Source organism: Streptomyces sp. NBC_00523 (assembly GCF_036346615.1).
GTDB lineage: Bacteria > Actinomycetota > Actinomycetes > Streptomycetales > Streptomycetaceae > Streptomyces.
On record NZ_CP107836.1, the window covers coordinates 3,303,136 to 3,318,022 of the forward strand.

Here is a 14,887-nt window from a genome sequence, read left to right on the forward strand (position 1 = left end):
GCGCCTCGAAGGCTCAACGGCGGGCGGCCCGTGAGGGTTCCCGGCGGGCCCTGCGGCGGGTCCGCGGGCCCTCAGCCTCCGTATACGTGCGGGGCGAGAGTCCCGACGAAGGGGAGGTTGCGGTACTTCTCGGCGTAGTCGAGGCCGTAGCCGACGACGAACTCGTTGGGAATGTCGAAGCCGACCCACTTGCAGTCGAGCGCGACCTTGGCCGCGTCCGGCTTGCGGAGCAGGGTGCAGATCTCCAGCGAGGCGGGCTCGCGCGAGCCCAGGTTCGACATCAGCCAGGACAGCGTCAGGCCGGAGTCGATGATGTCCTCGACGATCAGGACGTGCTTGCCCTTGATGTCGGTGTCCAGGTCCTTGAGGATCCGGACGACACCGGAGGACTGGGTGCCCGCGCCGTACGAGGAGACGGCCATCCAGTCCATGGTGACGGGGGTGGACAGCGCACGCGCCAGGTCCGCCATGACCATGACGGCGCCCTTGAGGACCCCGACGAGGAGCAGGTCCTTGCCGGCGTACTCCGCGTCGATCTTCGCGGCCAGCTCCACGAGCTTCGCGTCGATCTCTTCCTTGGTGAGGAGCACCGACTGGAGGTCGGTGCCCATGTCCTTCTCGTTCACCCGCGTCTCTTTCTGTGCCTGCCGGGTCCGGGGGTGGAGTCCCGGACCTGCGCGGCCGCTCGCCCTGCGTGTCAGCCGCTCGTGCGTCAGCTCTGCCGGATGACCAGTCTGCCACCCTGCCGCAGGGCTTCGACGCGGCCGGGGAGGTTGATGGCCTGCTGGCCGCGCCAGCCGGTGACCAGGCGGTCCACTTCCTCGATGTGCCGGGCGAAGAGCGAACCGGCCGGGGAACCCGCGTCTATGGCGGCCCGGCGCAGCACCCGGCGGCGTACGGCGGGGGGCAGCGCGTAGAGCTTGGCGCACTCCAGCCGGCCCGCGTCGTCGCGTACGTCACGGTCGGCGGCGGCGGCCCAGGTGTCGAGGGCGTCCGCGTCGTCGCGGGAGAGCTGGGCCGTACGGGCGAGGGCTTCGACGACGCCCTTGCCGAGGGCCTTCTCCAGGGCGGGCAGGCCCTCGTGGCGCAGCCGGGAGCGGGTGTAGGCGGGGTCGATGTTGTGGGGGTCGTCCCAGACGGGCAGGGACTGGGCGAAGCAGGCGGTGCGGGCGGTCTGCCGGTCGAGCTGGAGGAAGGGGCGGCGGTAGCGGCCGGCCGGGCCGGAGGCGGCGGCCATGCCGGACAGGGAGCGGATGCCGGAGCCCCGGGCGAGGCCCAGCAGGACGGTCTCGGCCTGGTCGTCGCGGGTGTGGCCGAGGAGGACCGCGGCGGCGCCGTGGCGTTCGGCGGCGGCGTCCAGCGCGGCGTAGCGGGCGTCGCGGGCGGCGGCCTCGGGTCCGCCGTCGCGGCCGACGTGGACGGCGACGGCCTCGGCGGGGCCGAGGTCCATGGCGGCGAGCCGGGCGGCGACCTCGGCGGCGCGGAGGTCGGAGCCGTCCTGGAGGCCGTGGTCGACGGTGATGCCGCCGGCCCGGACGGGGAGTTTGCGGGCCTCGAAGGCGAGGGCGGAGGCGAGCGCCATGGAGTCGGCGCCGCCGGAGCAGGCCACGAGCACCAGGGGGGTGTCGGGGCGGTCGGGGAGCGTGCCGAGGCGGCTGCCCCCGCCGGCCCCGGCGAGCTCGGGGTGCGGGGCGTGCCCGGCGCGTTCGGTCTGTTCGGCGTGTTCGGCGATGACGTCGTGGAGTACGCGGCGGACCGCCAGGCGTATCGCCGCGACCGCAGGATGGGGACCCATGTCCGGTGCCCTTCGTGAGGAGCTTGAGGGGTGTCTCGGAGTGCCGGGACGGGAAGGAGTGCCGTCACTCAGAGTGCGTCGATGGTGACAGAGCAATGCCGTTCATCGAGCATTGCACGCCTTCCCATGCCCCTACGGTCCCTCGGATGGGTGATTACCGGCGCGTTGCCTTCGTACCGGGGACCTTGATCACGACTCTGCCTTACGGTGCACCCTCGCGATCCAGTCCGCGGGGCGGGCGATCTCCGCCTTGGTGGGGAGGGTGTTGGGCGAGGTCCACACCCGGTTGAAGCCGTCCATGCCGACCTCGTCCACGACGGCGCGCACGAAGCGTTCGCCGTCCCGGTACTGGCGCAGCTTGGCGTCGAGGCCGAGCAGCTTGCGCAGGGCCTGGTCGAGGCGGCCGGCGCCCTGGGCGCGGCGCTGCTGGAACTTCTCGCGGATCTCGGCGACGGAGGAGACCACCTCGGGGCCGACGCCGTCCATCACGTAGTCGGCGTGTCCTTCCAGGAGGGACATCACGGCGGTGAGGCGGCCGAGGATCTCGCGCTGGGCGGGGGTCTGGACGAGCTCGACCAGGCTGCGGCCGCCGTCCTCGCCCTCCTCGCCCTCGGGCCGGCCGCCGGCGAGGGACTGGGCGGCCTCGCGCAGCCGCTCCAGGAAGGTCATCGGGTCGACGTCGGTCTCGTCCAGGAAGGACTGGATCTCGCCCTGGAGGTGGTCGCGGAGCCAGGGCACCGCGGTGAACTGGGTGCGGTGGGTCTCCTCGTGGAGGGCGACCCAGAGCCGGAAGTCGTGCGGGTCCGCGTCCAGCTCGCGTTCCACGTGGACGATGTTCGGCGCGACGAGCAGGAGGCGTCCGCCGCCTTCGGCGGAGGCGGGGAGCTCGCGGGAGGCGGGGGCGAAGGTCTCGTACTGGCCGAGGACGCGGGAGGCGAGGAAGGACAGCAGCATGCCGACCTCGACGCCGGTGACCTTGGAGCCGACCGCGCCGAGCACGGCGCCGCCCGCGCCGCCGGAGCGCCGTTCCTCCATCTTCTCCAGGAGGGGGCGCAGCAGTTCGCGGAATCCGGCGACGTTGGCCTTGATCCAGCCGGTGCGGTCCACGACGAGGACGGGGGTGTCCTCCGGCTCGGTTCCCTCGGGGATCATCCGGGTGAAGGCGCGGACGTGCTCCTCCGCCGCCTTCGCGTGCCTGCGCAGCTCCGCCACGACCTCGCGGGCCTCCTCGCGGCTGATCTCGGGACCCGGTCGCACAAGCCGGGTCGCGGTCGCGACCGCGAGGTTCCAGTCGACCATCCCTGCACCACCGATGCTCGTCATGCGTCAACCGTACGTGCTCGCTCCTTGATGCGGTGCGGTGTTGACGCGCTCATCGCTTCCCGGCGCCGAGTGCGGTGGCGAGTTTGTCGAGGGCCTTCTGGGCCTCGGTGGGGGCGGTGGTGCCGGAGGCGAGGAAGGCGAAGGAGAGCAGTCGTCCCTGGGTGTCCACGACGGTCCCGGCGAGGCTGTTGACGCCGGTGAGGGTGCCGGTCTTGGCGCGGATGAAGCCGGTGCCGCCTGCCTCGCTGGTGTAACGGCTGCTGAGCGTGCCGCTGAAACCGGCCACGGGGAGGCCGGTGAGGACGGGGCGCAGTTCGGGGTGGGCGGGATCGGCCGCCCGGGCGAGGAGACCGGCGAGCAGGGCCGCGGTCACCTTGTCCTCGCGGTTGAGCCCGCTGCCGTCGGCGATGTTCACGCCCTTGAGGGGCAGGCCGAGCTTCTTCAGACCGGCGGTGACGGCCCGTCGGCCGCCGGTGAAGTCGGCGGGCTGCCCGGCGGCGATGGCGGTCTGCCGGGCCAGGGCCTCGGCGATGTCGTTGTCGCTGTTGGTCAGGGCGCGTTCGACCAGGCCGGAGAGCGGGGCGGAGAGGTGGGTGGCGACCGTACGGGACGTCTTGGCGGGGCGGCCGGGGGCGGGGGCGCCCTTGGTGGCGACCCCGGCGTCCTTCAGGTATCCGGCGAAGGCGCGCGCGGCGTCGCCCGCCGGGTCCTCGGTGCGTGCGGCGGGACCCTTGACGGAGTCGTCCTGGCGGCCCTCGTTCAGCATCAGGGCGCTCATGGGCGCGATGTTCTCGTTGGGGCCGATCGGGTGGTGCGTGGGCCCCGAATAGGCGGAGGCGTCGTAGCGCAGCCGTACGGAGGGGGCCTTGCCTGCCTTGAGGGCGCGGGCGGTCTCGGTGGCGAGGGCGCGCAGGGCGGCCTTGTCGAGGGTGGGGTCGCCGCCGCCGACGAGGGTGACGGTGCGCAGGTCGTCGGAGGCGCGCACGGTGGTGGGGATGCGGTGGGCGGGGCCGAGGGCACCGAGGGCGGCGACGGTGGTGGCGATCTTGACGGTGGAGGCGGGTGTCATGGGGGCGTCGGCGCCCTTGCCGTAGAGCCGCTTGCCGGTGGCGGTGTCGATGACGACGGCGGCGCGCCGGGTGCCCAGCGCGTCGTTCTCCAGCAGCGGTTCCAGGACGGCGCGCAGGTCGCGGGTGGCGCCGGCCGGGGCGTCCTTCGGGCCGGTGCCCGCGGCGGACAGGGCGGCGAGGACGGCGGGGGCGCTGGGGGCGGGTGCGGGGCCCTCCGGGTCGCCCCCGTCGTGATGTACGCCACCTGTTCCTTCGGCGGCGACCGCCCGGTCCCGCTCGGCCTTACGCTGACCCGAGTCCCAGGGTCCGGCGGCGAGGACGGCGCCGGCCGCGAGGGCCAGTCCGACGACGGCGGACACGGCCGTGAACTGCCAGTCGTTCACTCCGCCGCGTACGCCCAGACGGGCCGCGATACCGCCGCCGGGCGTGCCGGGCGGTTCCGTCGACGGTCTTTCCACCGGCTCGGCCACCGTTGACCAGCCCCTTTCGCGAGCACACATCTGCGTGAGGGACACTTAACCACCAGTCGTATGTGTTGATCATGGAGGAGCCACCCGTGGAGTTCGACGTCGTTATCGAGATCCCGAAGGGTTCGCGCAACAAGTACGAGGTGGATCACGAGACCGGCCGGATTCGTCTGGACCGTCGGCTCTTCACCTCGACCAGCTACCCGGCGGACTACGGCTTCGTCGAGGACACCCTCGGTGAGGACGGCGACCCGCTGGACGCGCTGGTGATCCTGGAGGAGCCGACGTTCCCGGGCTGCCTCATCAAGTGCCGCGCGATCGGCATGTTCCGGATGACCGACGAGGCCGGCGGCGACGACAAGCTGCTGTGCGTCCCGGCCTCCGACCCCCGGGTGGAGCACCTCCAGGACATCCAGCACGTGTCGGAGTTCGACCGCCTGGAGATCCAGCACTTCTTCGAGGTCTACAAGGACCTGGAGCCGGGCAAGTCCGTCGAGGGCGCCGACTGGGTCGGCCGCGCCGAGGCCGAGGCCGAGATCGTCGCCTCCCGCAAGCGCCTTGAGGCGCAGGGCGGCGCGCACTGACGTTCCGCTTCGTGTGAGCGGGCTACGAAACGGGCGGTACACCCACGCGGGTGTGCCGCCCGTTCCGTGTGCCCTCCCTTGGGCGTGGCCATACTGGGCAGGAGTGCGCCCGAGGACGCGCAGCCGAGGAGGAACGAGGTCGAGTGGTGGCGGAACCGGGCGGGCCCGAGGACGAGAAGCCCCAGTCCGATGAGGCGCACAGCGCCTTCTCGTGGCCGGCCGGGACCGAACCGGCGGCGCCGCCGGAGGAGGACCACCCGACGTCGGAGTTCGCCCTTCCGGAGGGCGTGACGCCGGAGCAGCCGGCCCCTGGTTCCGGTTCCGGTACGGGTTCCGCTTCCGGGTCCGAGACGACCGGTTCGGCGTTCGCGACGCCGAGCACGTACAGCTTCCGGGACTCCCCGCCGGCGTTCACCCCGGCGTACGGGGTGCCGATGGTCCGGCTGACCAAGGAGGCGCCCTGGCAGGACCGGATGCGCACCATGCTGCGGATGCCGGTGGCCGAGCGCCCGGCCACGGAGCCGGTCCAGCGGCACGACGAGGAGGAGGGACCTCCGGTTCCGCGCGTGCTCGACCTGACGCTGCGTATCGGGGAACTGCTGCTCGCGGGCGGTGAGGGCGCCGAGGACGTCGAGGCGGCCATGTTCGCGGTGATGCGGAGCTACGGGCTCGACCGCTGCGAGCCGACCGTGACGTTCACGCTGCTGTCGATCTCGCACCAGCCGTCGCTGGTGGACGACCCGGTGACGGCGAGCCGTACGGTACGCCGACGGGGCACCGACTACACGCGGCTGGCGGCGGTCTTCCGGCTGATCGACGACATCACGACGGCCGACGACGAGGTGTCGCTGGAGGAGGCCTACCGGCGGCTCGCGGAGATCCGGCGCAACCGGCACCCGTATCCCGGCTGGGTGCTCACGATGGCCGCCGGCGGGCTGGCCGGGGCGGCGTCCGTGCTGGTCGGCGGTGGTCCGCTGGTGTTCGTGGTCGCGGCGCTCGGGGCGATGCTCGGTGACCGGCTGGCCTGGCTGTGCGCGGGGCGCGGGCTGCCGGAGTTCTACCAGTTCGTGGTGGCGGCGATGCCGCCCGCCGCGATGGGCGTGGCGCTGACGCTGACGCACTGGTCGGACGTACGGCCGTCGGCGGTGATCACCGGTGGGCTGTTCGCGCTGCTGCCGGGGCGGGCGCTGGTGGCGGGCGTGCAGGACGGGCTGACCGGGTACTACATCACGGCCTCGGCGCGGCTCCTGGAGGTCATGTACTTCTTCATCGCGATCGTCACCGGGGTGCTGCTGGCCCTGTACGGGGGGCTTCAGCTGGGCGCGAAGCTGGACCCGGACGCGCGGCTCATCACCCACGACCGGCCGGTGATCCAGATCCTGGCGTCGATGGTGCTGACCCTGTCCTTCGCGATCCTGCTCCAGCAGGAGCGGGCGACGGTGCTCGCGGTGACCCTGAACGGCGGCGTGGCCTGGATCGTCTTCGGGGCGATGGCCCGGACGGGCAACCTGTCGGCGGTGGCCGCGACGGCTGCGGCGGCCGGGCTCGTGGGGCTGTTCGGGCAGCTGTTCTCGCGGTACCGCTACACGTCGTCGCTGCCGTACATCACGGCGGCGATCGGGCCGCTGCTGCCCGGTTCGGCGACGTACTTCGGTCTGCTGGGTGTGGCGCAGAATCACCTGTCGCAGGGCCTCGCCTCGCTGTCCACGGCGGTGGCGACGGCACTGGCCATCGCCATCGGGGTGAATCTGGGGAGCGAGATCTCCCGGCTGTTCATGCGGGTACCGGGCGCGGTCGGCGGCGCGAACCGCCGCGCGGCCAAGCGGACGCGCGGCTTCTGACCTCAGAGGCGTACGGCGCTCAGCGCCTGGCGTGGCGGCCGCGGCGGCCGCCCGCCGGGTCCTGCGGGGGCACCTCGCCGCCTCCGGCGGCCGGGCCCTCCTTCTTGGACTTGCTCCGGGCGCGCAGGAACTCGATGGCGATCGGGACGACCGAGATCAGCACGATCAGGACGAGCATCGCCTCGATGTTCTTGTGGACGAACTCGACGTTGCCGAGGGCGGCGCCGAGCAGCGTCACGCCGACGCCCCAGAGGACGCCGCCGATCACGTTGAACACGATGAACGAGCGGTAGTTCATCCGGCTGACGCCCGCGATGATCGGGGTGAAGGTCCGCACGATCGGCACGAAGCGGGCCAGGATCAGCGACTTCGGGCCGTGCTTCTCGAAGAACTCGTGGGCCTTCTCGACGTTCTCCTGCTTGAAGAGGCGGGAGTCGGGCCGGCTGAAGAGCGAGGGGCCGACCTTGCGGCCGAAGAGGTAGCCCACCTGGTCTCCGATGATCGCGGCGAGCGCGACCAGGACGCAGACCAGCCAGAGCGGGGTGTGCAGCTTGTCGGTCGTGACCAGCAGGCCCGTGGTGAACAGCAGGGAGTCACCGGGCAGGAAGAAGCCGATGAGCAGCCCGGACTCGGCGAAGACGATGACCAGCACACCGGCCAGGCCGAACTGTCCGATGAGATAGTCCGGGTCCAGCCAGCTCGGTCCGAGCGCAAGCGTATTCAAGGGTCCGGGCTCCAGGATGAGGTCGATGGGCGGCTGCGTGGCCGCCCCAAGCTATCAACGCCCCGGGGCGGCCACGGGTTCCACCCGCCTCCGTGACCGTTTACGCCCGGCGGCGGGCGTTCGCCTCGATCGCGTCGCGCAGGTGCTCGGCGAGGCCCGGGCGCATGGCGTCGTAGAACGCCTTGAACTGCGGATCGGCGACGTACATCTCGCCGAGGCCGCGGTGGATCTCGTAGGTGCACTCGTAGTACCAGGTGCAGATGTGGAGCCGGTGCTCCTCCGCGAGGTCCGTGGCGCGCTCGCCGTCGGCCGGCTCACCGGCCTCCATCAGCGCGTCGTAGCGCTCGCCCCAGGAGGCGACCTCGGCCTTGATCCGCTGCCAGTCCTCCTTCGTGTAGCGGGCGGCCCGGCGCTGCGACTCGGCGTAGGTGTCGGTGCCGCCCCAGCGGCGCTCGGCCTCCTCGGCGTACTGGTCGGGGTCCTTGTCGCCGAAGACCTCGAACTTCTCCTCGGGGGTGAGGTTGATGCCCATCCTGCGTGCCTCCATCGCTGTCTCTACGGCGGCGGCCATCCGCTGAAGCTCCTCGATCCGGTGCGACAGCAGCGCGTGCTGGCGGCGCAGGTGCTCCCGCGGGTCCGCGTCCGGGTCGTCGAGCAGGTCCGCGATCTCGTCCAGCGGGAAGCCGAGCTCCCGGTAGAAGAGGATCTGCTGCAGCCGGTCCAGATCGGCGTCGTCGTAGCGCCGGTGGCCCGCGTGGCTGCGCCCGCCCGGTGAGAGCAGGCCGATGGTGTCGTAGTGGTGCAGGGTGCGCACCGTGACCCCGGCGAAGCCGGCGACCTGTCCCACGGAGTGCTCCATGGCTCCCCGCTCCTTCCTGTGTGGGTACGGGTACGAGCCTCGGCCCTCACGCCGCGTGAGGTGCAAGTCCCGCCTGCCGCTCGCACCTTTTGAACGGTTTTACGGCTTTCACGTCGCTATGGTGTGCCGATGCCGACCGATTCCGCCGTCGCCGCCGAGCCCGCCCCCGCCCGCCGGCTGCTCGTGCTCATCGTGCCCGCCCTGGCCGTGGGCGTGGCCTCGGCCCTGGTACTGCTCGGGGTCAGCCTGCTCGCGGAGCAGCTCCAGGACGTGCTGTGGGAGACGCTGCCCGACGCGCTGTCCGTGGGCCGGTACTCCTCGCTGTGGATGATCGTGATGCTCACGGCCATGGGCCTGGTGACCGGCCTGGCCCTGCGCGCCGTACCCGGCCGGGGCGGCCCGGACCCGGCGACCATGGGCCTGGTCGACCCTCCGCTGCCGCCCTACGTGGTGCCCGGTCTGCTCGTGGTCACCGTCCTGGCCCTGGCGGGCGGCGTCAGCCTCGGCCCGGAGAACCCGATCACCGCGGCCAACATCGCCCTGGCCGCCTGGGCCGGCCGCCGGATCGCCCCGGGCGCGCCCGGTGAGCTGTGGCTCGCGCTCGCCGCCGCCGGCACCATCGGCGCCCTCTTCGGCACCCCGGTCGCCGCCGCCCTGATCCTCACCGAGACGCTGGCCGCCACGCCCGCCCCCGGCGCCCTCTGGGACAAGCTGTTCGGGCCCCTGGCGGCCGGGGCGGCGGGCTCCCTCACCATGTCGCTGGCCGCCCACCCCAGCTTCGACCTGTCGCTGCCCCCGTACACGCACACCGGCTGGAGCGACCTGCTCGCCGCCCTCGTGATCGCGTCGGCCGGAGCGGTCCTCGGCCTCGCGGCGGTATACGCGTTCCCCCTGGTCCACCGCTTCTTCCGGGCCCTGCCGCACCCGGTGCTCGCCCTGACGCTGGGCGGCCTCGCGCTCGGCCTGCTCGGGGCGCTCGGCGGGCACCTGACGCTGTTCAAGGGGCTGGACGAGGTGAAGACGATCGCCGCCGATCCGGACGGCTGGTCGGCCGCCGAATTCGGGACGATGGCGGTGGTGAAGACGGCGGCCCTGGTGATCGCGGCGACCTGCGGCTTCCGGGGCGGCCGGATCTTCCCGGCGGTGTTCTCGGGCGTCGCGCTCGGACTGTGCGCCCACGCCCTCGTGGACGGGGTGCCGGTGGCGCTGGCGGCGACCTGCGGGGTGCTGGGCGTCCTGCTGGCCGTCACCCGGCAGGGCTGGCTGAGCCTGTTCACGGCGGCGGTGCTGGGCTTCGACACGGCCCTGCTGCCGGTGCTGTGCGTGGCCTCACTGCCCGCCTGGCTGCTGGTGACCGGCCGGCCGCTGATGCAGCTGCGGGAGGACGGCACTCCGCTGCGCTGAGCCGGACGGACCAGCACCGGGCGCCGGGCGCCGGGGTCGTCCGTATCGTCGGATTCGTCCGGTCTCGCGGGCGCGAGCCGAGAAGGGCAGGTCCGTGATGCCGCTCCACCGGGGCTCCGCGCACGAGGGCGAACCGTCGATCAAGCAGCGCAAACTGGCGCTCAACCCGTTCTACGGGGTCGCCGACCCGGTCGCCGGGATGGAGGCGGCCCCGCCCCGGCACCGGATGCCGGACGGACCGCTGCCGCCCCACACCGCGTACGGGCTCGTCCACGACGAGCTGATGCTGGACGGCAACTCGCGGCTCAACCTCGCCACCTTCGTCACCACCTGGATGGAGCCCCAGGCCGGGGTGCTGATGGGCGAGTGCCGCGACAAGAACATGATCGACAAGGACGAGTACCCGCGCACCGCCGAGCTGGAGCGGCGCTGTGTGTCGATGCTCGCCGACCTCTGGCACGCACCCGACCCCTCGGCGGCCGTCGGCTGTTCCACGACCGGGTCCAGCGAGGCGTGCATGCTCGCCGCGATGGCGCTCAAACGCCGCTGGGCGGCCAGGAACGCCGACCGCTACCCGGCGAGCGCCAAGCCCAACCTCGTGATGGGGGTGAACGTGCAGGTGTGCTGGGAGAAGTTCTGCACGTTCTGGGAGGTCGAGCCGCGCCTCGTCCCCATGGAGGGCGACCGCTTCCACCTCGACCCGCAGGCCGCCGTGGAGCTGTGCGACGAGAACACCATCGGCGTCGTCGGCATCCTCGGCTCCACCTTCGACGGCAGCTACGAGCCGGTCGCGGAGCTGTGCGCGGCCCTGGACGACCTCCAGGAGCGCACCGGTCTCGACATCCCCGTCCACGTCGACGGGGCCTCCGGCGCCATGGTCGCGCCGTTCCTCGACCCGGACCTGGTGTGGGACTTCCGGCTCCCCCGGGTCTCCTCCATCAACACCTCCGGCCACAAGTACGGCCTGGTCTACCCGGGCGTCGGCTGGGCGCTGTGGCGCTCGCCCGAGGAGCTGCCCGAGGAGCTGGTCTTCCGGGTGAACTACCTGGGCGGCGACATGCCCACCTTCGCGCTGAACTTCTCCCGGCCCGGCGCCCAGGTCGTCGCGCAGTACTACACCTTCCTGAGGCTGGGCCGGGACGGCTACCGGGCCGTGCAGCAGGCCGCCCGGGACGTGGCGACCGGGCTCGCCGCGCAGATCGAGGAGCTGGGCGACTTCCGGCTGCTCACCCGGGGCGACCAGCTGCCCGTCTTCGCGCTCACCACCAAGCCGGAGGTGACGGCGTACGACGTCTTCGACGTGTCACGGCGGCTGCGCGAACGCGGCTGGCTGGTGCCCGCGTACACCTTCCCCGCCAACCGGCAGGACCTCTCCGTACTCCGGATCGTGTGCCGCAACGGCTTCTCGTCGGACCTGGCGGAACTGTTCCTGGAGGACCTGCGCCTCCTGATGCCCGAACTCCGCGCCCAGCCGCACCCGCTGACCAGGGACCAGAACGCGGCCACGTCCTTCCACCACTGAACTACCCGGTCGCGTACGGGTTCTCCTCGCCCTCCGCGAGTACGCCGACGAAGGCGTCACCCTCGCCCGCGAAGACGTAGGCGCCGGCCTCGATCCGGGTGATCAGGCCGCGCGTCCACTCCGCGCCCGCGTCCGCCGAGTGGACCCAGAAGTTCATGACCTCGCCGATGTGGCCCAGCTGCTCCGGGCCGCCCTCGGGGAGGTAGTGCTCGGTGACGGCGGAGCGCCAGGCCGAGAGGTTCTCCAGGCGCTCCCGGAGCAGGGCGACCGCCTCGGCGCGTTCCAGGTCGACGATGAAGCCGATGCCCGCCGAGAGGACGTCCATCCGCTGGTCGTACGAGGTGAGCGAGGCGCGCAGCAGGGCGAAGTACTCCTCGGTGCCGCGCCCCGTGATCTCGTATTCGATGCGCGGCGGGCCGCCCGCGGTGCTCGGGGCCACCTCGTGGGCGAGGAGCATGTCCTGCTTCGCGAGCTGTTTCAGCGCGTGGTAGACGGAGCCGGGCTTGGCGTTGGACCACTCGTGGGCGCCCCAGTACTCCAGGTCGTTGCGGACCTGGTAGCCGTGGGCCCGGCCGTGCTGGCGCACGGCGCCGAGGACCAGCAGCCGGATCGCGGACATGCCCTCCACCTCTCTGGTCAACCCGTCGCCCACCCTAGCGGGCGGTGTAGGGCGAGGTCAGAAGGGGAAGACGCTGCGGCCGTGCTGGACGGAGATCCACTTCTGGGTGGTGAACGCGTCCACCGCCGCGTCCCCGTTCATCCGGCCCAGACCGGAGTCCTTCTCGCCGCCGAACGCGATGCCCGGATCGTCGTGCACGGTGGAGTCGTTGACGTGGAACATGCCGCTGCGGATGCGCTGGGCGAACCGGACGCCCCGCCCGGTGCGCGCGGTATGCACGGCGCCGCTGAGGCCGTACGGGCTGTCGTTGGCGATCCGCACCGCCTCGTCCTCGCCGTCGAAGGGCACCAGCAGCGCGACCGGGCCGAAGATCTCCTGGTGCAGCAGCGGGGAGTCCTCGGGCAGCCCGGTGAGCACGGTCGGCTCGATCAGATTGCCGCGCACCCGTCCGTGCACCGGGGCCTCGGCGCCCGCGGCGATCGCCTGGTCGACCAGGGCGGCCAGCGAGTCGGCGTGGAAGGTGTTGATGACGGGGCCGATATGGGTCTCCGGCTCGCGCGGGTCGCCGGTCCTGAGGGCGGCGACGCGGGCGCAGAACTTCTCGGTGAACGCGGCGGCCACCGCGCGGTCCACCAGGATGCGGTTGGCGGCCATGCAGACCTGGCCGGAGTAGACGAACCGGCTGAAGACTGCGGCGTCGACCGCGTAGTCGATGTCCGCGTCGTCCAGCACCACCAGGGCGCTGTTGCCGCTGAGTTCGAGAACGGTCCGCTTGAAGAGGGCGCCCGCGGTGGCGGCGACATGGCGGCCGACCCGGTCGGAGCCGACGAAGGAGATCACCTGGGGCACGGGGTGCTCGATGAAGGCGTCGCCGATCTCGGCTATGTCGGTGACGACCACGTTGAGCAGGCCGGCCGGCAGCCCGGCCTCCTCGAAGATCCTGGCGATCAGCCCGCCGCCGACCACGGGCGAGTTCTGGTTGGCCTTGACGACGACCGCGTTGCCGAGGGCGAGGGCCGGTGCGACCGACTTCATCGTCACCAGCAGGGGGAAGTTGAACGGGCCGACGACACCGACGACCCCGACGGGCAGCCGGTAGAGGAGGTTCTCCTTGCCGTCGGTGGTGGACGGCATGATGCGCCCCTCCGGGGCGAGCGTCTGGCGGGCGGCCTCGCGCAGGAACTCCTGGGTGAGGCTCAGCTCGTACTCGGCCTTGGAGCGGGTGCTGCCCAGCTCGTCGATGATCGCCTCGGTGATCTCACCGGCCAGCTCCTCGGTGACCCGCAGCGCGCGCTCCAGGACGTCCCGGCGGTGGTACGGGCTCGCCGCCGCCCACTCGCCCTGCGCGCGCTCGGCGGCGCGGTAGGCGCTGTCCACCTCGGCGGCGGTGGCGATGGTGATCGCGGCGAGCTTCTCGCCGTTGTACGGATTGAAATCGATGATGTCCCAGGAGCCGGTGCCCGTCCGCCATTCACCGTCGATGTACTGGCCGGCCAGCTCTTGGAAGAAGGACATGCGATCCCTTAACTCAGGTGCAGACTCCTGTAGGAGCGCCATCGTACTGAAAATTCAGGAGAGTTGGAGAAGTCCTCGGAGCAGGTCACGACTCTCCTCCGGGTCAGGGCACTCCTCGTGGAGCCGCGTCATCGCCTTTTCGTACTGGGCGACTTCCTCGTCCTTGTCCAGATAGAGCGCGCTCGTCAGCTGCTCCAAATACACGATGTCCGACAGATCGGATTCCGGGAATCGCAGCATGGTGAACGATCCGCTCTCTCCGGAGTGGCCGCCGAAACTGAACGGCATCACCTGGAGCGTGATGTTCGGTTGTTCCGACATATCGATCAGATGCCGCAATTGCGCCCGCATCACTTCACGTCCACCGTACGGGCGGCGCAGCGCCGCCTCGTCCAGTACGGCGTGGAAGCGGGGCGCCCGTTCGGAGACGAGGACCTTCTGCCGTTCGAGGCGCAGGGCGACGCGGCGCTCGATCTCGGCGGGCGGCGCGCCGCGCATGCCCCGGGAGACGACCGCGTGGGCGTAGTCCTCGGTCTGGAGCAGTCCGTGCACGAACTGGACCTCGTAGATCCTGATGAGCGAGGCCGCACCCTCCAGACCGACGTACGTCTGGAACCAGCCGGGCAGTACATCCCCGTAACTGTGCCACCAGCCCGCCACGTTGGCCTCACGGGCCAGGGCGAGCAGGGAGTCGCGCTCCGCCTCGTCCGTGACGCCGTAGAGCGTGAGCAGATCCTCGACGTCCCTGGCCTTGAAGCTCACCCGTCCCAACTCCATGCGGCTGATCTTCGATTCGGAGGCCCGGATCGAGTAGCCGGCCGCCTCGCGCGTGATGCCTCGCGAGTCACGCAGTCTCCTGAGCTGAGAGCCCAGCAGGATGCGCCGCACCACGGACCCACTCGACTCGCCTGCCGCCACTGGTCCCAACCCTCCCCATCGCTTCCTGGCACCGGGGCTCCCCCTGAACCCCAAGTGCCGGATTCTGCCATCAAAACGCTTCGCCCCGTACTCATTCGATTACGGAAATGGGAAGAGCTTGGGGAGACGCCGAAACCGGGACGGGGAAGAAATGAGCAAGAACCGGACGGCGTCGGACAGGTCAGGCGCGTGCACGTGCATCTGCCCTTGCATCTGCTGTGCGCATTCGGAACCATGGAGCCCGCG

General features: G+C 71.5%; 13 protein-coding genes. 4 read left to right on the forward strand and 9 right to left on the reverse strand.

Going from position 1 to position 14,887, the window contains the following annotated elements; translation table 11 throughout:
- Window positions 1–71: 71 nt before the first annotated feature.
- From hpt to dacB, 4 genes are all read right to left on the reverse strand, one after another.
- Window positions 72–611: a hypoxanthine phosphoribosyltransferase gene (hpt, locus tag OHS17_RS14890; protein ID WP_037777945.1), complete on the reverse strand. Its 540-nt coding sequence runs from the start codon at window positions 609–611 to the stop codon at window positions 72–74.
- A 101-nt stretch (window positions 612–712) separates the two neighbouring features.
- Window positions 713–1,795 carry a tRNA lysidine(34) synthetase TilS gene (gene tilS / locus OHS17_RS14895; protein WP_330312571.1) on the reverse strand — a complete coding sequence of 361 codons (1,083 nt, stop codon included), beginning with the start codon at window positions 1,793–1,795 and terminating at the stop codon, window positions 713–715.
- Between the two features lie 189 nt (window positions 1,796–1,984).
- A complete protein-coding gene (locus tag OHS17_RS14900; RefSeq protein WP_330312572.1) occupies window positions 1,985–3,118 on the reverse strand; it encodes a zinc-dependent metalloprotease in 1,134 nt (377 codons plus the stop codon).
- 49 nt (window positions 3,119–3,167) lie between these two features.
- Window positions 3,168–4,658 carry a D-alanyl-D-alanine carboxypeptidase/D-alanyl-D-alanine endopeptidase gene (dacB, locus tag OHS17_RS14905; RefSeq protein WP_330312573.1) on the reverse strand — a complete coding sequence of 497 codons (1,491 nt, stop codon included), beginning with the start codon at window positions 4,656–4,658 and terminating at the stop codon, window positions 3,168–3,170.
- Window positions 4,659–4,744: 86 nt separating this feature from the next.
- Between dacB and OHS17_RS14910 the strand changes: the two genes are divergently transcribed.
- Both OHS17_RS14910 and OHS17_RS14915 read left to right on the forward strand, forming a co-directional pair.
- Window positions 4,745–5,239, forward strand: a complete 495-nt coding sequence (locus OHS17_RS14910; protein WP_018520452.1) for an inorganic diphosphatase — start codon at window positions 4,745–4,747, stop codon at window positions 5,237–5,239.
- A gap of 143 nt (window positions 5,240–5,382) precedes the next feature.
- Complete coding sequence (locus tag OHS17_RS14915; RefSeq protein WP_330312574.1) at window positions 5,383–7,080, forward strand: threonine/serine ThrE exporter family protein; 1,698 nt, start codon at window positions 5,383–5,385, stop codon at window positions 7,078–7,080.
- Between the two features lie 19 nt (window positions 7,081–7,099).
- Here OHS17_RS14915 and OHS17_RS14920 read toward each other — a convergent pair whose 3' ends face one another.
- Together OHS17_RS14920 and OHS17_RS14925 are read right to left on the reverse strand one after the other, a co-directional pair.
- On the reverse strand, window positions 7,100–7,804 hold the full coding sequence (locus OHS17_RS14920; RefSeq protein WP_330312575.1) for a DedA family protein: 705 nt from the start codon (window positions 7,802–7,804) through the stop codon (window positions 7,100–7,102).
- A gap of 100 nt (window positions 7,805–7,904) precedes the next feature.
- Entirely contained in the window at window positions 7,905–8,663 is a 759-nt protein-coding gene (locus OHS17_RS14925; protein WP_330312576.1) for a MerR family transcriptional regulator, read from the reverse strand.
- A gap of 129 nt (window positions 8,664–8,792) precedes the next feature.
- Here OHS17_RS14925 and OHS17_RS14930 point away from each other — a divergent pair, with 129 nt between their 5' ends.
- Both OHS17_RS14930 and OHS17_RS14935 read left to right on the forward strand, forming a co-directional pair.
- Window positions 8,793–10,067: an ion channel protein gene (locus OHS17_RS14930; protein ID WP_330312577.1), complete on the forward strand. Its 1,275-nt coding sequence runs from the start codon at window positions 8,793–8,795 to the stop codon at window positions 10,065–10,067.
- A gap of 97 nt (window positions 10,068–10,164) precedes the next feature.
- A complete protein-coding gene (locus OHS17_RS14935) occupies window positions 10,165–11,589 on the forward strand; it encodes a glutamate decarboxylase (RefSeq protein ID WP_330315263.1) in 1,425 nt (474 codons plus the stop codon).
- Between the two features lies 1 nt (window position 11,590).
- Here OHS17_RS14935 and OHS17_RS14940 read toward each other — a convergent pair whose 3' ends face one another.
- From OHS17_RS14940 to OHS17_RS14950, 3 genes are read right to left on the reverse strand one after another with little or no spacing between them, the layout of a single operon-like run.
- A complete protein-coding gene (locus tag OHS17_RS14940; protein ID WP_330312578.1) occupies window positions 11,591–12,208 on the reverse strand; it encodes a PadR family transcriptional regulator in 618 nt (205 codons plus the stop codon).
- A gap of 57 nt (window positions 12,209–12,265) precedes the next feature.
- Complete coding sequence (locus OHS17_RS14945; RefSeq protein ID WP_330312579.1) at window positions 12,266–13,723, reverse strand: aldehyde dehydrogenase family protein; 1,458 nt, start codon at window positions 13,721–13,723, stop codon at window positions 12,266–12,268.
- 54 nt (window positions 13,724–13,777) lie between these two features.
- Window positions 13,778–14,641, reverse strand: coding sequence for a helix-turn-helix domain-containing protein (locus tag OHS17_RS14950; RefSeq protein ID WP_161209110.1), 864 nt, complete (start codon window positions 14,639–14,641; stop codon window positions 13,778–13,780).
- Window positions 14,642–14,887: the final 246 nt, after the last annotated feature.